General features: G+C 60.3%; 12 protein-coding genes. 6 read left to right on the top strand and 6 right to left on the bottom strand.

Going from position 1 to position 16626, the window contains the following annotated elements; genetic code table 11:
* Positions 1-53: 53 nt before the first annotated feature.
* Both GKKCFE_RS07040 and GKKCFE_RS07035 read left to right on the top strand, forming a co-directional pair.
* The gene (locus tag GKKCFE_RS07040) at positions 54-3611 is read left to right on the top strand and encodes a transporter substrate-binding domain-containing protein (RefSeq protein ID WP_445577660.1); all 3558 of its coding nucleotides are present in this window, start codon (positions 54-56) and stop codon (positions 3609-3611) included.
* 117 nt (positions 3612-3728) lie between these two features.
* Entirely contained in the window at positions 3729-6677 is a 2949-nt protein-coding gene (locus GKKCFE_RS07035; protein WP_445577659.1) for an HD domain-containing phosphohydrolase, read from the top strand.
* Positions 6678-6746: 69 nt separating this feature from the next.
* Here GKKCFE_RS07035 and GKKCFE_RS07030 read toward each other — a convergent pair whose 3' ends face one another.
* Both GKKCFE_RS07030 and GKKCFE_RS07025 read right to left on the bottom strand, forming a co-directional pair.
* Positions 6747-7229 (bottom strand): GAF domain-containing protein, encoded by a 483-nt coding sequence (locus tag GKKCFE_RS07030; protein ID WP_047226378.1) that lies wholly within the window; start codon positions 7227-7229, stop codon positions 6747-6749.
* On the bottom strand, positions 7226-8116 hold the full coding sequence (locus GKKCFE_RS07025; protein WP_047226377.1) for an ATP-binding protein: 891 nt from the start codon (positions 8114-8116) through the stop codon (positions 7226-7228). The genes GKKCFE_RS07030 and GKKCFE_RS07025 overlap by 4 nt, the downstream gene beginning before the upstream one ends.
* Positions 8117-8279: 163 nt before the next feature.
* Between GKKCFE_RS07025 and GKKCFE_RS07020 the strand changes: the two genes are divergently transcribed.
* Complete coding sequence (locus tag GKKCFE_RS07020; RefSeq protein ID WP_281459416.1) at positions 8280-10601, top strand: hybrid sensor histidine kinase/response regulator; 2322 nt, start codon at positions 8280-8282, stop codon at positions 10599-10601.
* Here GKKCFE_RS07020 and GKKCFE_RS07015 read toward each other — a convergent pair.
* The 3 genes from GKKCFE_RS07015 to msrB all read right to left on the bottom strand — a co-directional run bounded on the left by GKKCFE_RS07015 (position 10585) and on the right by msrB (position 12108).
* Entirely contained in the window at positions 10585-11046 is a 462-nt protein-coding gene (locus GKKCFE_RS07015; protein WP_047226375.1) for a MarR family winged helix-turn-helix transcriptional regulator, read from the bottom strand. The two genes, GKKCFE_RS07020 and GKKCFE_RS07015, sit on opposite strands and share 17 nt — an antisense overlap.
* Positions 11043-11528 (bottom strand): glutathione peroxidase, encoded by a 486-nt coding sequence (locus GKKCFE_RS07010; protein ID WP_047226374.1) that lies wholly within the window; start codon positions 11526-11528, stop codon positions 11043-11045. The genes GKKCFE_RS07015 and GKKCFE_RS07010 overlap by 4 nt, the downstream gene beginning before the upstream one ends.
* A 184-nt stretch (positions 11529-11712) precedes the next feature.
* Positions 11713-12108 carry a peptide-methionine (R)-S-oxide reductase MsrB gene (msrB, locus tag GKKCFE_RS07005; RefSeq protein ID WP_047226373.1) on the bottom strand — a complete coding sequence of 132 codons (396 nt, stop codon included), beginning with the start codon at positions 12106-12108 and terminating at the stop codon, positions 11713-11715.
* 220 nt (positions 12109-12328) lie between these two features.
* Between msrB and GKKCFE_RS07000 the strand changes: the two genes are divergently transcribed.
* A complete protein-coding gene (locus GKKCFE_RS07000) occupies positions 12329-13540 on the top strand; it encodes a pyridoxal phosphate-dependent aminotransferase (protein WP_047226372.1) in 1212 nt (403 codons plus the stop codon).
* A 299-nt stretch (positions 13541-13839) separates the two neighbouring features.
* Entirely contained in the window at positions 13840-14727 is an 888-nt protein-coding gene (gene htpX, locus GKKCFE_RS06995) for a protease HtpX (protein ID WP_047226371.1), read from the top strand.
* Between the two features lie 193 nt (positions 14728-14920).
* Here htpX and GKKCFE_RS06990 read toward each other — a convergent pair whose 3' ends face one another.
* Positions 14921-15574, bottom strand: coding sequence for a thiopurine S-methyltransferase (locus GKKCFE_RS06990; RefSeq protein ID WP_445577658.1), 654 nt, complete (start codon positions 15572-15574; stop codon positions 14921-14923).
* Between the two features lie 104 nt (positions 15575-15678).
* Between GKKCFE_RS06990 and GKKCFE_RS06985 the strand changes: the two genes are divergently transcribed.
* Positions 15679-16446 carry a DODA-type extradiol aromatic ring-opening family dioxygenase gene (locus GKKCFE_RS06985; protein ID WP_445577657.1) on the top strand — a complete coding sequence of 256 codons (768 nt, stop codon included), beginning with the start codon at positions 15679-15681 and terminating at the stop codon, positions 16444-16446.
* The last annotated feature ends 180 nt before the right edge of the window (positions 16447-16626 follow it).

Raw genomic sequence — 16626 nt, 5'->3', positions numbered from 1 at the left:
GCATAAATAGATGCCTCCTGCTATTAAGCGCGGGGTTATATGCGCACGTCCTCATGGCGACGCCGGGCACGCCCGAGCACTACACGCTTTTGGGTCGTTCGACGGCGGCTCATGTCGAGGTCCTGCTGGATGACGCTCACCGTAGCCTGTTACAGGACCGGCAGGAATTGGTACTGGGAACGTCTGCCCCTGATTATCCGCCCTTCGATCTGTCCACCAGCGGGCAAGACTACGAGGGCATGACTGCCGACTACGCCGGCGTCATCGCCAGGGCGATCGGTCTGCCAATGCGGGTTTTGCGTTTCGCTTCCCGGGACGAGGCCATTGCTGCCCTCAAGAATGGAAAAATCGACCTGCTCGGCACCGCCAATGGTTTCGAAGCTCGCACCCCCGGCATTGTGCTATCGACCCCTTATGCAGTGGACCAGCCCGTTCTCGTCACCCGGACGAATGAAAGCCGTTCCCTGACCGAAGATCTCCAGGGATTGCGGCTGAGCATGGTTTATCACTACCTGCCGCTGCGGGAAATCGAAAAGCTTTACCCCAAGGCAATCATCAGCACCTACCCCTCCTACCAGAACGCCATAAACGCCGTCGCTTTCGGCCAGGCGGATGTCTTTCTCGGCGATACCATTTCCACCCACTACATGATCAGCAAGGGTTACCTGAGCAACATCCGCATGGCCAGCTTCGGCAAGCATGAGTCCTATGGATTCGGTTTCGCGGTTCGAAGTCACGATACCCGGCTGCTGGAGGCCATCAATGCCACGCTGAACCAGATTTCCATCACCGAGCAAGCGGCCATTTCCAAACGCTGGAGCGCTGGCAGCGACTTGTATCTCACGGAACACAAGATACAACTGACCGCCCGGGAGCAACGCTGGCTGGCACGGCACCCGGTGGTGCGAGTCGTGGTCAACGAAACCGCGGCGCCCTTCACTTTTTTTGACTCCGATGGTGACTTTCGCGGCATCAGTGCCGACCTGCTGGAACTGATCCGGTTGCGCACCGGCATCCGCCTGGAGATCCAGCGCACTCAGAATGACAGCGAAATGATTGCCGCGGTCCTGAACGGTCAGGCCGACATGATTGCAGCGCTTTTGCCGAGCAGCGCGCGGCAGCAACAGTTGAAGTTCAGCCGCCCCTACGTCGACAGCTCATTCGTCCTGCTGACCCGCAAGCAAGCCGACACCCCGGCAACCCTCGACCAGTTCGGGGACCGAAGCCTGGCCATCACTCAAGACAATCCGGTCATTGAATGGCTACGCAGCCAGTATCCGGACATCAAGATCATCGAAACCGACGACCCTCTCCATGCCGTTGAAATGCTCGCCAAGGGCCAGATCGATGGCAGCGTGAACTCTCTGGTCATGGCCAACTACTTCATCTCGTCGCACTCGTTGCGAGACACCTTGCAAATCAGCAGCACCGTAGGAACCCGCCAGGCCATGTTCTCGTTGGCCACTGCCAAAGACGCCGTGGAGCTGAACTCCATTCTCGACAAAGCCCTCACCAGCATCGACCCGGACGAACTGGGCGTGATCAATAATCGTTGGCGAGGTTACGTGTCGGCATCGGAACACGCGTGGCGCACCTATAACCGCCTGTTTTTCCAGATCGTCGCCGGCGTCGGCCTCTTGTTGCTGCTGTCGCTGGCATGGAATGCCTACATGCAGCGCCAGATCAGGCAACGTCAACGGGCGGAGCTGGCCCTCAATGACCAGCTTGAGTTCATGCACTCACTGCTCAACGGCACCCCTCACCCGATCTACGTCAGAGATCGCAACGGTTTCCTGCAAAGTTGCAATGACAGTTACCTGCAGACGTTCAACGTGAAACGCGAAGAGGTCATCGGCAAGAACGTCATGCCTGGGTCCATGAGCAATGCTTTCGAAGCGCAGGAGTACCAGGCGGACTATCAGCGGGTCATGGCCGAAAGCACTCCGCTGGTCCTGGATCGCCCGTTACATATCGGGGCTGACAAGCTGACCATCTACCATTGGATTCTCCCCTATCGCAACTCAAACGCCGAAGTACAGGGCATCATTGGCGGCTGGATCGACATCAGCGAGCGACGCCAGCTGTTCGACGAACTGCGCGCCGCCAAGGAGCGGGCCGACAATGCGAACCGCGCCAAAAGCACGTTTCTGGCGACCATGAGCCATGAGATCCGCACCCCCATGAACGCGGTGATCGGCATGCTGGAGCTGGCTTTGAAACATGCCGACAAGGGCCATCTGGACCGCTCGACCATAGAAGTGGCGTACGAATCGGCTTCCGGCATGCTCGAGCTGATCGGCGACATCCTGGACATTGCACGGATCGAGTCAGGTCACCTGAGCCTGGCGCCCGAGCGGGTCAATCTCAGGGCCTTGCTGCAATCGGTCATACGGGTTTTCGAAGGCGTTGCTCGACAAAAGAACCTGGCATTGTCGCTGCTGTTCGACCCGGCCGAAGGCAACCCGGACGTCCTGATAGACCCCTTGCGATTCAAACAGGTGCTCTCGAACCTGATCAGCAATGCCCTCAAATTTACCGAACAGGGTCAAGTTCAAATCAAGGTCCAACTGTCTCCGACCGCCCCGGATGACACCCTGCACATGCAACTGGAGGTCAGCGACAGCGGCATCGGCATCAGTGCGGCAGACCTGCAACGTCTGTTCGAGCCGTTTTCCCAGGTCGACAACACCGGCCGGATGGCGCGAACGGGCGCAGGACTTGGCCTGGTGATCAGTCGCAACCTGTGTCAGATGATGGGCGGCAGTCTGCACATGAGCAGTGAGCCGGGCGTCGGCACCCGGGTCCAGATTTCACTGCAACTGACTACCCTGCCGACCACCACGGTTTGCGTGCCCCCGGAACCTGTCGTTGAAACGGCCACGGCCGCCTTGAGCGTCCTGGTCGTGGATGACCATCCGGCCAATCGCTTGTTGATGTCGCAACAACTGGAGTACCTGGGTCATCACCATCAGGTCGCCCATGATGGCGCACAAGGACTCAAAGCCTGGCATGAAGGGGATTTCGACCTGGTCATCGCCGATTGCAACATGCCCATCATGAGTGGCTACGAACTGGCCAGTTCGATTCGTCGCCATGAGTGCGAACGCGAACTGCCGCGCTGCACCATCCTGGGGTTTACCGCCAACGCACAACCGGAGGAAAAACAACGCTGCCAGGACGCCGGAATGGACGACTGCCTGTTCAAACCGATCAGCCTGAGCGCCCTGAGCCAATGGATGAAAACAGTCAGATCCACCAGCCGGCCCAAGGCTTTCAATGTGCAAAGCCTGCAGACCTTGACCGGTGGCAACCCCTTGTCCATCCGGCGCCTGTTGGAAGAACTGCTCAGCAGCAATCGCTCGGACCGCCGGGAGTTGCTCGATATTGCCCGCAGTGGGGACCGACAGGCACTGACCGAGGCCGCGCACAAAATAAAAGGCGTCGCCCGAATCGTGCAGGCGACCTCGTTGATACAAAGATGTGAGGCGCTGGAACACGCCTGCCACCAGGCACAGGGTGCGCAACCCATTGGCGAATGTACCGAGGCGCTCGACCAGGCCATGACCGAACTGGAGCGCGCCCTGGAAACAGAGATCGCCAAGGCAAAATAATCCAGCGTTTACTATGCTGATCGCTCAGCAGTGCGCACCAGGGGCGTTCTCGATTGGTTTCCCCCGGCGCGGCAGGGAATGAGTTGGGAACGCCCACCAACACTTGGAGTGACTGCAATGCCCAGCGCACCGCGTCCGCAACAACGCCGGTTCCCCTTGCACGTACACATCAGCGTGATGTTTACGTTGCTCCTGCTGCTGACCGGTGTGGTGCTAGGCATTTTCAACTATCGCCAGACCACGCAAATCATCCTGTCCAGCAGTGAAAAACTGTTCAACCGCATCGAGCAGGACGTACGCCTGGATTTGTATGACACCTATGAACCCATCCGCCACCTGTTGGGCCTGCTAGCCGATTACCCGGCGACACGTGAACCCAGGATCGCTCAGCGCCTGGCCCTGCTCGCCCCCTTCAGCCAGGCGCTGCGGGACAACCCGAACCTGGCGTCGCTGTACCTGGGCGACAGCAATGGCGACTTCCTGATGGTCCGTCCCTTGCGTACCGAAGCCCTGAAGACCGCGCTGAAAGCACCGGCCAACGCGGCCTACCAGGTCTGGACCGTGGATAGGACAGCTACCCCCGGACAGGTTCGTGCCCAGTCGCTGTTCTACGACCAGAGCCTGACGCTCGTCAGCCGTCAGGACATTGCCGACGAATCCTACGATCCGCGCAACCGAGGCTGGTTTCGCAGCGCGCTGGGAAGCGCCGAGCAAATCACCACCGAACCCTACGTATTCTTCTCCACCCAAAACCTGGGCACCACCCTCGCCCGGCGCAGTGGCGAACAGGCGGTCATCGCTGCCGACCTGACCCTGGCGTCCCTGTCCCAGACCCTGGCCAAGCACAGGGTGACCGCCGGCACCGAGATTGTGCTGCTCGACCCCCAAGGCAATACAGTCGCCTACCCCGACAGTCATCGGCTGATCACCGACACCCAGTCGGCACGCCTGATCAAGGCCCGCGACCTCAGCCCGGCCATCGCCGCCGCACTCGACGACAACACCGACACCCCACGCCTGGAGGCTGGTGGACGCCAATGGATCGTTTCGCGCAGCCACATGCAGGAAGGCGGGCCGCAGGGCCTGGAACTGGCGTTGCTGGTCCCTGAGGATGAGTTGCTGGCCGATGCCTATCGCATGCGCTGGCAAGGCGCGCTGATTACCCTCGCCACTCTGCTCCTGTGCCTGCCCCTGGGCTGGTTGACCTCCAGGATTCTGGTCAAGCCCCTGCGCGCACTGGTGCAGGAGGCGGACGCCATTCGCAGCTTCGATTTCAACTACCCGGTGTCCCGTCGCTCCCCCGTGCTGGAGGTCGATCAGTTGGGCGTCTCGATGGCGCGAATGAAAGAGACCCTGGCAAGCTTCTTCGAAATCACCGCCAGTCTGCGCGCCGAAACCCGCTTTGCCCCGTTGCTGGAGCGGGTGCTGTTCGAAACAGTGAAAATCGGCCAGGCCCAGGCCGGCCTGATTTACCTGCGCGAGAACGATGACGATCAGGTCAGGCCCTATGGGTTGGTCATCGATGGAAGGCCTCGGGACCTTGCTGCCTTCGGCTTGCAAGGTCATGCGCTCAAGGCACAGGACAGCCCGCCATGGCTGCAGCAACTGGACGCCTCGGACAACCTCGTCACCTCGTTGGGCTTCGAGCAGGTCGGCGACCTCAAGAGTGTCCTGCTGGCACTGGATGCGCCACGGGTTCACCTGATCGGCATCCGCCTGCGCAATCGTCACCAGGAAACCGTCGGGGTTCTGGTGTTGCTGATAACCGACAGCGGCACCGAAGCCGACCTGGAAAAACTGCAGCCAGACCGCATCGCCTTCCTGCAGGCCGTGTCCGGCGCCGCCACCGTGAGCATTGAAGGCCAGCGCCTGCAAGCCCGGCAAAAACAACTGCTCGATTCGTTCATTCAACTGCTGGCTGGGGCGATCGATGCCAAGAGTCCTTACACCGGCGGTCATTGCCAGCGGGTGCCAGCCCTGACGCTGATGCTCGCCCAGGCCGCCGCTGCCAGCCAGGCGTCGGCATTCCAGGCCTACCGTCCCACGGAAGATGAGTGGGAAGCGCTGCACATCGCCGCCTGGCTGCACGATTGCGGCAAGGTCACCACCCCCGAATACGTGGTCGACAAAGCCACCAAACTGGAAACCCTGAACGACCGGATCCACGAGATCCGCACGCGCTTCGAGGTGCTCAAGCGCGACGCCTGGGTCGATTATTGGCAGGCCCTGGCAACGGGTGGCGAGCCGTCATCCCTGGCCCAGCGACGCGACGCCACACTGGCCAGCCTCGATGACGACTTTGCTTTCGTCGCCCGCTGCAACCTCGGCTCCGAGGCCATGGCCGACGCCGACCTGCAACGTTTGCAAGATATCGCCCAACGCCCCTGGACCCGGACCCTGGATGACCGCCTGGGGGTTTCCTGGGAAGAGAACCGGCGCCAGGCACGCACGCCCAAGCCTGCGCTTCCAGTCACTGAACGGTTGTTGGCGGACAAGCCCGAGCACCTGCTGGAGCGGCACGAAGCCGAGCTGATCCCGACAGACAACCCGTGGGGGTTCCAGCTCGACGTGCCGCCCTGGAAGTACAACCGCGGCGAGCTTTACAACCTCAGCATCAAACGAGGCACGCTGACGCGTGAAGAGCGTTACGTCATCAACCATCACATGGTGCAAACAATCCTGATGCTCAGCCAGTTACCCTTTCCCAGCCATTTGGGCAACGTGGCGGAGATCGCTGGCGGGCATCACGAGAAGATGGACGGCACGGGATATCCCAAGCGGCTCAAACGCGAGGAGATGAGCCTGCCGGCACGCATGATGGCGATTGCGGACATTTTCGAAGCACTGACGGCTGCCGATCGTCCTTACAAGAAGGCCAAGAAACTGAGTGAAGCCCTGGGCATCATGGCCACCATGTGCCGTGACGCCCACATCGATCCAGAGCTGTTCGGGCTGTTCATCGATGAAAAGATCTACCTGAGCTACGCCAACCAGTTTCTCGATCCGCGCCAGATCGATGAGGTCGACCCGGACAGCCTGTTGGACAAGGCCGGACTGAAGGCATGAAAGCCGCCGTTGTAGGCGCTGCCGAGCCGAACGCGGTCCGAGCTTTGGCCAACTGCTACGGCAAGCGGGTCAGCAGTCTGTCAGGCGCAGGAAGATATCGGCCAGTTGCTCGATACCGGCCCGGTCATGCTCGGTAAAACGTGCCAGTTTCGGACTGTCCAGGTCGAGCACGCCGATCAGGCGCCCGCCCTTGACCAGCGGCACCACCAGTTCGCTGTTCGACGCGCTGTCGCAGGCGATATGCCCGGCAAAGGCATGGACGTCTTCAACACGCTGAGTCTGGCGGGTCGCCGCCGCTGTCCCGCACACACCACGGCCAAAGGGAATTCGCACGCAGGCGATCTGCCCCTGGAATGGGCCCAGCACCAGTTCTTCGTTGCGATTGAGGTAAAAGCCGGCCCAGTTCAAGTCGTCCAGCTGACTGAACAGAAAGGCCGAAAACTGCGCGGCATTGGCGATGAAATCACGCTCATCGGCCAGCAAGGACTCAAGCTGTGCCGCTAACAAGCCATAGCCGTCGAGACCTTCGCCGGTGCCTTTCAAATCGATCATGCCTTATTCTCCAGAAGTTTGAGGCCCACCCAATATCGGGCAAACTGATAAGCGCAACGTCCGTTGCGGTTGCCGCGCCCGGTGGCCCAACGCACTGCCTGCACATCCAGCGCTTCATCACGCTGCCAGGCCAGCCCGGCCTTGGCCGCCAGCTCGCCGATCCAGTGCTCCACCACGTTGAGGAAATGCTCCTGGGTAAACGGATAAAACGACAGCCACAACCCGAAACGGTCAGACAGGGCGATCTTGTCCTCCACGGCCTCGCTGGGGTGAAGCTCGCCATCGACCCGCTTCCAGTTCTCGTTGTCGCTTTCCTTTTCCGGCACCAGGTGACGGCGGTTGGAGGTGGCGTACAACAGCACGTTGTCCGGCGCCTGTTCCAGAGACCCGTCCAACACGCTTTTAAGAACGCGGTAATCGCCCTCCCCGGATTCGAACGACAGGTCATCGCAGAACAGCACAAAGCGCTGCGGCAGCTTTGCGATTTGTTCGACCACCCGCGGCAGATCGGCCAGGTGATCGCGCTCGATCTCGATCAACCGCAAGCCATGCTGGGCATGTTCGGCCAGCAACGCGCGCACCAGAGACGACTTGCCAGTGCCACGCGAGCCCCACAGCAACGCATGGTTGGCCGGCATGCCATCGATGAATTGGCGGGTGTTGCGACCCAGCTGTTCAACCTGACGATCCACGCCGATCAGGTCCGACAGGCGCATGTCGAGGCTGACTTCAAGCGGCAGCAGGTAACCACTGCGCCCGTCGCGCTGCCAACGGGCCGCCAGCGTTCGGGTCCAATCGATAGCCGGCCGTGGAGCAGGCAACAAGGGCTCTATGCGAGCCAGCACCGCATCGGCACGCTCAAGAAAAGCATTCAATCGAGAGTCCATGTCTTCTCCTCGGACAGGTTCACAGTGATGATGGCGCTACAGCGACGAAACGCCGTACCCAATGGCGGGTCTATCCCACACAACATAAACCGGCTGCATCGGTATTCAGAGATGATCAGCTATGCTTGAGCGGCGAAGGGAAACGTAAGTGGTTCATCATTCCATGGACATCAGATTCACCCAACGGCTGTCCTACAAGCAGGCCCGGCTGACCGTTCTGGTGGGTTTCGTGCTGGGTACTTTGCTCAGCCTGATGCAGATCGGCATCGATTATGCCAGCGAAGACGCGTCGATCAACCGTGAAATCCTGTCGCTGCTGGAAATCAGCCACAACCCGGCATCGCGTATCGCCTATAACATCGATGCCGAACTCGCCCAGGAGCTGTCCTTGGGCCTGTTGCGCTCACCGGCCATCATCGGTGCCCAACTGATCGATAACAACAACACCGTGCTGGCCAGCGTCAAACGCCCCGAACTGCAGAGCAGTTATCGGTTCATCAGCGACTTTCTCTTCGGGGCCCAGCGCCAGTTCGAAGACCGCCTCTATCTGGACCACCTGCCGGCCGAGTCCCTGGGCGTGCTGCGGCTGGAGGTCGACACCTATGCTTTCGGCAGCCGGTTCCTGCGCCGGGCCGAAGTGACGCTGCTCAATGGTTTCGCCCGCAGCCTGATCCTGACCGGTCTGCTGCTGGCGTTGTTTTATGTGATGCTGACCAAGCCGCTGGTTCGGGTGATCCGCGAACTGAGCAGCCGCGATCCCAGTAGCGGCGAGCAGAGTCGTCTGGAATGCCCCTCCGGCCACCAGCAGGACGAGATCGGTGTACTGGTCTCGGTGGCCAACCAGCAGTTCGAAAATATCGCCACCGAGATTCAGCAACGGCGCACGGCCGAAAATCGCCTCACCGATTACCTGGCGCAGTTGGAAAACATTGTCTCGGCCCGTACCGCCGAACTCAAAGCCATCAATGCCCGCCTCAGCCAGTCCAACGAGGAGTTGGAAGTGGCCCGGCGCACCGCCCTGGATATGGCCGAAGCCCGCTCCGTCTTTCTGGCCAACATGAGCCATGAGATCCGCACGCCGCTCAACGGTCTGTTGGGAATGATCGCGCTGTCACTGGATGGCCCCCTGACGGCCGAACAACAGCAACAGCTATCGATCGCCCATGACTCGGGCAAGGTGCTGGTTGAACTGCTCAACGATATCCTTGATCTGTCGAAATTCGACGCCGGTCAACTGGAACTCGAACGCATCCCGTTCGACCTTGGCTCGCTGGTCGAAGACACCGCCAACCTGCTTTCCCAGAACGCCGCTCCCAGCGTCGAGCTGGCCTGCCTGATCGACCCGGCGCTTCCAGCCCAGGTCCTGGGTGACCCGACCCGGGTGCGCCAGATCGTCAGCAACCTGCTGTCCAATGCGCTGAAATTCACCCGCTTCGGCCGGGTCGACGTACGTTTGAGTCCACATGAAGACGGCGTGCGAATCGAGATCTGTGACACCGGTATCGGCATCCCCCAGGAAGCCCAAGCAAGAATTCTCCAACCGTTCACCCAGGCCGGTGCTGGCATTACCCGCCAGTTCGGGGGCACCGGGTTGGGCCTGGCGTTGACCTACAACCTCTGTGAAGCCATGCAAGGCCGGTTGACGATCACCTCCGAAGCCGGTTTCGGCAGCCAGTTCTGCGCTGACCTGCCCCTGCCCTGCCATACCGCCGCGACGCCCGTCGAACCCTTGCACGGCAATGTCGTGGCCATCACCGACCGCGGCAGCGGCCTGGCCGAATTGCTCAACATGCTATTGCCCGGCTGGGGGCTGGACTATGAAAGACGTTCAGTGGATGACGGATTGCTGGGCCTCAAGCCTGACATCCTGATTACCGACTGCCCGGAATGCCTGTTCACTATGCGTCCCACCTTCGACGCGCCCATCCTGCTGGTCACCGCATATGGCAGTTTTCTGCCCAGCGAAGAAGCCGCCGCCCTCGCCCCCTTGTTACAGCAGGCCCGGCCCCTGGCGCGCCATGCCCTCTATCAGATCCTGCGTCGCGCCTTGCAAAGCGACGCCACCACCATCAATGACGCTCAGATCGAAACCCTGGCGCCGTCCAAACGCGGGCGGGTGTTGCTGGTGGAAGACAATCCGGTCAACCAACTGGTGGCCAAGGGCATGCTGGTGAAGCTCGGTTGCGAAGTCATCGTCGCGGCCCATGGCGCCGAAGCCCTGGACCTGCTCGAACAGAGGGATTTCAATTTGGTCCTGATGGATTGCAACATGCCGGTCATGGACGGTTACGAAGCCAGTCGCCAGATCCGTCGCAGCGGGCGCTGGCCGGATCTGCCGATTGTCGCACTGACAGCCAACGCCATGCCTGAGGAACGTGAGCGATGCCGGGCCGCCGGCATGAACGATTACCTGTCCAAGCCGTTTCGGCGCGAAGAGCTGGCGGCGTTACTGGACCAGTGGGTGCCGCTTACGTCAGCGCTTTGATCTGCCCCAACAGATGATCGAGACCGTCTCGCAACTCTCCCAGGCGGTCCAGGTCAAGCCCGCTGTCGCATAACAGGCGGGCCTTGAGCGGACCGACCTGCTCACGCAATTCCCAGCCGGTTTGCGTAAGGCTCAGATGCACCTCCCGCTCATCGCGGGCCGAACGCTGGCGCTGAACCAGGCTCAGTTGTTCCAGGCGCTTGAGCAACGGCGTCAGCGTGCCCGAATCCAGCAGTAGCCGTTCGCCCAGAGCCTTGACCGTGGGTTGTTCCGGCGCATTTACCTGCCACTCCCACAGCACCAGCATCGCCAGGTATTGCGGATAAGTCAGGCCGAGCTGATCGAGCATGGGCTTGTAGCCGCGAATGACCGCCCGCGACGCGGCGTACAGTTTGAAGCACAACTGGCTGTCGAGTTTCAGCGCATCGACTGACAGATCATTCATTTGAGTAAGGCTTCGATCTCACCGGTCAGGTCCTGGGGTTTGGTGGTCGGCGCAAACCGCTTGACCACCTGGCCGTCCTTGCCGATCAAGAACTTGGTGAAATTCCACTTGATGCCCTTGGACCCCAGTACGCCGGGCGCCCGCTGCTTGAGCTGGACAAACAGCGGATGGGCATTGGCGCCGTTGACCTCGATTTTCTTGAACAGCGGAAAACTCACACCAAAGTTCAGCTCGCAGAACTCGGAAATCGCCCCCTCGTTGCCCGGCTCCTGCTTGCCAAATTGATTGCAGGGAAAGCCCAGCACCACCAGGCCCTGGTCCTTGTAGGTCTGCCACAACGCCTCAAGCCCCTTGTACTGGGGAGTGAAGCCGCACTGGCTGGCAGTATTGACCACCAGCACAGCCTTGCCGGCGAAATCGGCGAGGGTCTTTTGCTCCCCCTTGATCGTGGTGCACGGGATGCTCAGCAGGTTGTCGCTCATGGCAAGGCTCCAGATGGGAAGAAGAGGACACTGAAGATAGCGAGCAATTAAATTGCATGCAATTTAATTATCCAAAAATACCCGCATCACAGATTGTGGGAGCCAGGCTTGCCCGCGATGAAGGCGACACGGTCTTTCAGAGATCGAGGTGCCTTCATCGCGAGCAAGCTTTGCTCCCACAGAGTTACCCTCGGGGCACCAGATCCAGGCACACCGAATTGATGCAATAACGCAAGCCCGTGGGTGGCGGGCCGTCAGGGAAGACGTGGCCCAGGTGCGCGTCACATTTGGCGCAGACCACTTCGGTGCGGATCATGCCGTGGCTGACATCGCGCACTTCCACCACTGCGCTGCCTTCGATCGGCGCGTAGAAACTGGGCCAGCCGCAGCCGGAATCGAATTTGGTCTGCGAATCGAACAATGGCTCGTTGCAGCAGATGCAGTGGTACACACCATCAGTCTTGGTGTCGTTGTATTTACCGGAGAATGGCCGTTCGGTGCCCTTCAACCGACAGACGTTGTACTGCTCCGGGTCAAGCATGGCGCGCCATTCTTCAAGGGTTTTCTGCAACTTTTCCATCGTCCTACCTCGGCAATTGAAAAAGCCCGATCCGACGCTTTTCCGCAGATCGGGCGGCACGTATGATTGCGCCTCGTCAGACGCCAGTCTGGCAGTCACGTCATGCGCATTCAAACGGATTGTCACGCATGTACCGCGTCAAGCCTGGGCACAGACGCAGGATCCCCAGTACGGTAGTTCACTCGCCGCCTGGATCGTTCATTTTCGGGAACACATCGCCATGCAGGTCAGCAAATCGAACAAGCTCGCCAACGTCTGCTACGACATTCGCGGCCCGGTGCTCAAGCACGCCAAACGCCTGGAAGAGGAAGGCCATCGCATCCTCAAGCTGAACATCGGCAACCCGGCCCCCTTTGGTTTCGAAGCGCCCGATGAAATCCTCCAGGACGTTATCCGCAACCTGCCGACCGCCCAGGGCTACAGCGACTCCAAGGGCCTGTTCAGCGCCCGCAAGGCCGTGATGCAGTACTACCAGCAGAAACAGGTCGAAGGTGTCGGCATCGAAGACATCTACCTGGGCAACGGCGTGTCCGAACTGATCGTGATGTCGATGCAGGCCTTGCTCAACAACGGCGATGAGGTGCTGGTGCCGGCCCCGGACTACCCATTGTGGACCGCCGCCGTGAGCCTGTCGGGCGGCAATCCGGTGCATTACCTGTGCGATGAACAGGCCAACTGGTTTCCCGACCTGGCGGACATCAAGGCCAAGATCACCCCGAACACCAAGGCACTGGTGATCATCAACCCGAACAACCCCACTGGCGCGGTGTACTCCAGGGAGGTCCTGCTGGGCATGCTGGAACTGGCTCGCCAGCATAACCTGGTGGTGTTTTCCGACGAGATCTACGACAAGATCCTGTACGACGATGCCGTGCACGTCTGCACCGCGTCACTGGCGCCGGACCTGTTGTGCCTGACCTTCAACGGCCTGTCCAAATCCTATCGGGTGGCGGGTTTCCGCTCCGGCTGGATCGTTATTTCCGGTCCCAAGCATCACGCCCAGAGCTACATCGAAGGCATCGACATGCTGGCCAATATGCGCCTGTGTGCCAACGTACCGAGCCAACACGCGATCCAGACGGCGCTGGGTGGCTACCAGAGCATCAACGACCTGGTCCTGCCCCAGGGCCGGTTGCTGGAGCAACGCAACCGTACCTGGGAATTGCTCAACGACATTCCTGGTGTCAGTTGCGTCAAGCCAATGGGTGCGTTGTACGCCTTTCCGCGGATCGACCCGAAGGTCTGCCCGATCCACAACGATGAAAAATTCGTCCTCGACCTCCTGCTGTCCGAAAAGCTGCTGGTGGTCCAGGGCACGGCGTTCAACTGGCCATGGCCGGATCATTTCCGCGTCGTGACCCTTCCCCGGGTCGACGACCTGGACCAGGCCATTGGCCGGATCGGCAACTTCCTCAAGTCCTACCGCCAGTAATCCAGGTGGCGTGCGAGGGGACGACTCGCACGCTGTTTGATTCAGCAACACATCCGTTTCGCCCGTTGCGGCAGGCCTTCTACACTGAAGGCGCGGCAGACGGTGCGCGGCGCGACTCAACGTTCACGGGGTACGGGCGCTCCTTTTCTTTTCCGCGGTCACTTTCAGAAAAGTCTTTCAAACATTTGCGACGCGTGTAGGACACAGTTTGAAATAGTCGGCGTGTTGAATAGCCTGCGGCGGCACCTTATATACCCCGCATAACGCTACATCTTTAGCATGAGGAGATTTCCACAACCATGATGCGCATCCTGCTGTTTTTGGCCACTAACCTGGCGGTCGTGCTGATTGCCAGCATCACCCTGAGCCTTTTTGGCTTCAACGGGTTCATGGCGGCCAACGGGGTTGACCTCAACCTCAGTCAGCTGCTGATCTTCTGTGCGGTGTTCGGTTTCGCCGGTTCCCTGTTCTCGCTGTTCATCTCCAAGTGGATGGCGAAGATGAGCACCAGCACCCAGATCATCACTCAGCCGCGCACTCGCCACGAACAATGGCTGCTGCAAACCGTCGAGCAGCTGTCACGCGAAGCCGGCATCAAGATGCCGGAGGTGGGCATCTTCCCAGCCTACGAGGCCAACGCCTTCGCCACCGGTTGGAACAAGAACGACGCGCTGGTCGCCGTCAGCCAGGGCTTGCTCGAGCGGTTTTCGCCGGATGAAGTCAAGGCTGTGCTGGCCCATGAGATCGGTCACGTCGCCAACGGCGACATGGTGACGCTGGCGCTGATCCAGGGTGTCGTGAACACCTTCGTCATGTTCTTTGCCCGCATCATCGGCAACTTCGTCGACAAGGTGATCTTCAAGAATGAAGAAGGCCAGGGCATCGCCTACTACGTGGCGACCATTTTCGCCGAGCTGGTACTGGGCATCCTCGCCAGCGCCATCGTCATGTGGTTCTCGCGCAAACGTGAGTTCCGCGCAGATGATGCCGGCGCACGCCTGGCTGGCACCAGCGCCATGATCGGCGCCCTGCAACGCTTGCGTGCCGAGCAAGGTTTGCCGGTACACATGCCCGACACCCTCAATGCCTTTGGCATCAACGGTGGCATCAAGCAAGGCCTGGCTCGCATGTTCATGAGTCACCCGCCACTGGAAGAGCGTATCGACGCACTGCGTCGTCGCGGCTGACAGGTTCAAGCTTCAAGAAAAAGCCCGCAGCGATGCGGGCTTTTTTTCTGCCTGATTTATGAGTTGCCTGGTCTGGCCCCATCGCGAGCAGGCTCGCTCCCACAAGGGGCTTCAGCGAGCGCCAATTCACAGTTCGCAACGGATCAACTGTGGGAGCGAGCCTGCTCGCGATAAGGCCAGCGGGCACGCCACATCAACGACCGGAAACCCGATACACCCGCTCATCCAGCCTTTTGACCCCAGCCTGCAAGAACTTCCAGCTTTCCCCCAGCACATCCTGCTCCTGCAATACCTCCAGCCGCCAGACCTCGCCCAGCAGCCTCTGCACTTCGTCATCCCCTACGGAAAACGGCGGGCCAGGCATTTCATCCTGTGAGTAATCCAGAGTAATGAGCAATCCGACACACTGCGGCAGTATCTTCTGCAGATGAGCCGCATACCGCTCCCGCATCGGCCCAGGCAGGGCGATCAATGCAGCGCGATCGTACAGCGCCGTGCAATCGCTCACATCCTCCGGGCTCAGGGCAAAGAAATCACCGCAGCGGATTTCAATGTCAGCGGCACGGAACACCTTGAATGCGCCCTCTTCACTCACGCTCGGCTCAAGCTGATGCTCAAGGAAGAAATCCGCGGCGGCCTTTTCCGACAGCTCCACCCCCAGTACCGAATACCCCTGTTGGGCAAGCCACAAGAGGTCGAGCGTCTTCCCGCATAGGGGCACCAGCACCCGACTGCCCTGCTCAACCCCCAGTTGCGACCAGAAACGTTGCAGATAGGGATTCACCTCTGGCAGATGAAAACCGATCTGATTCGTTGACCAGCGCTTGTGCCAAAACTCAGGCTCCATCACTCACTCCAGAAAAACCGATTAAAACGGGCTAAAACTTATATTAGATTTAGATCATAGACCTGACAGAAGATGGCGACATCTTAACGCTCAGGAGTCCGTTCATGCTGCCCAGCCTGTTTATCTCCCATGGCTCACCGATGCTGGCCCTGGAACCCGGCGACAGCGGCCCGGCACTGGCTCGCCTCGCCGCGCAACTGCCCACACCCAAAGCCATCGTCATCGTGTCCGCGCACTGGGAAAGCAGTGAACTACTGGTCAGCGCCAATCCGCATCCACGAACCTGGCATGACTTCGGCGGCTTCCCGCCGGCTCTGTACGAGGTGCAATATCCGGCGCCGGGCGATCCACAACTGGCAGTGCAAGTGGCGGACCTGCTCAACGCCGCACACCTGCCGGCACGCCTGGACACAGAGCGCCCCTCCGATCATGGCGTGTGGGTGCCGTTGTCCTTGATGTACCCCAAGGCCGAGATTGCCGTCGTGCAGATCTCCCTGCCCAGCCGACAAGGGCCGGCCCTGCAAACCCAGGTCGGCCGGGCCTTGGCGAGCCTGCGCCAGCAAGGCGTGTTGCTGATCGGCTCAGGCAGCATCACCCATAACCTGCGCGACCTGGACTGGAACGCCGGCCCCGAAAGCATTGAGCCCTGGGCCAAGGCTTTTCGTGACTGGATGGTGGAGAAATTGGCAGAGGACGACGAAGCCGCGCTGCATGATTACCGTCGCCAGGCCCCCAACGCCGTGCGCAGCCATCCCAGTGACGAGCACTTGTTGCCGTTGTATTTTGCCCGGGGTGCGGGAGGTGAATTCAGCGTTGCCCATCAGGGGTTCACCCTGGGCGCTTTGGGGATGGACATCTATCGGTTTGACTGATGAACCGAGTCGCGTTCAATCGCGAGCAGGCTCGCTCCCACATTTGACTGCATTTACCTGTGCCACTGTGGGAGCGAGCCTGCTCGCGATGGGCTCGCCCTGAAAAGACACCCAGCTTCAGGCAAAAAAATCCCCGAACCAGTCGGGGATTTTTTATGTTCGATCAATCAGCCCGAGAGC

This window comes from Pseudomonas sp. E141, from assembly GCF_052659885.1.
This window is presented reverse-complemented; position numbering and strand designations above follow the sequence as displayed.

What these genes read in the sequence shown, in the direction of transcription:
- GKKCFE_RS07040 (WP_445577660.1), top strand. Translation starts at nt 54, where the DNA reads ATGGCGACGCCGGGCACGCCCGAGCACTACACGCTTTTGGGTCGTTCG.
- GKKCFE_RS07035 (WP_445577659.1), top strand. Translation starts at nt 3,729, where the DNA reads ATGCCCAGCGCACCGCGTCCGCAACAACGCCGGTTCCCCTTGCACGTA.
- GKKCFE_RS07030 (WP_047226378.1), bottom strand. Translation starts at nt 7,229, where the DNA reads ATGATCGATTTGAAAGGCACCGGCGAAGGTCTCGACGGCTATGGCTTG.
- GKKCFE_RS07025 (WP_047226377.1), bottom strand. Translation starts at nt 8,116, where the DNA reads ATGGACTCTCGATTGAATGCTTTTCTTGAGCGTGCCGATGCGGTGCTG.
- GKKCFE_RS07020 (WP_281459416.1), top strand. Translation starts at nt 8,280, where the DNA reads ATGGACATCAGATTCACCCAACGGCTGTCCTACAAGCAGGCCCGGCTG.
- GKKCFE_RS07015 (WP_047226375.1), bottom strand. Translation starts at nt 11,046, where the DNA reads ATGAATGATCTGTCAGTCGATGCGCTGAAACTCGACAGCCAGTTGTGC.
- GKKCFE_RS07010 (WP_047226374.1), bottom strand. Translation starts at nt 11,528, where the DNA reads ATGAGCGACAACCTGCTGAGCATCCCGTGCACCACGATCAAGGGGGAG.
- msrB (WP_047226373.1), bottom strand. Translation starts at nt 12,108, where the DNA reads ATGGAAAAGTTGCAGAAAACCCTTGAAGAATGGCGCGCCATGCTTGAC.
- GKKCFE_RS07000 (WP_047226372.1), top strand. Translation starts at nt 12,329, where the DNA reads ATGCAGGTCAGCAAATCGAACAAGCTCGCCAACGTCTGCTACGACATT.
- htpX (WP_047226371.1), top strand. Translation starts at nt 13,840, where the DNA reads ATGATGCGCATCCTGCTGTTTTTGGCCACTAACCTGGCGGTCGTGCTG.
- GKKCFE_RS06990 (WP_445577658.1), bottom strand. Translation starts at nt 15,574, where the DNA reads ATGGAGCCTGAGTTTTGGCACAAGCGCTGGTCAACGAATCAGATCGGT.
- GKKCFE_RS06985 (WP_445577657.1), top strand. Translation starts at nt 15,679, where the DNA reads ATGCTGCCCAGCCTGTTTATCTCCCATGGCTCACCGATGCTGGCCCTG.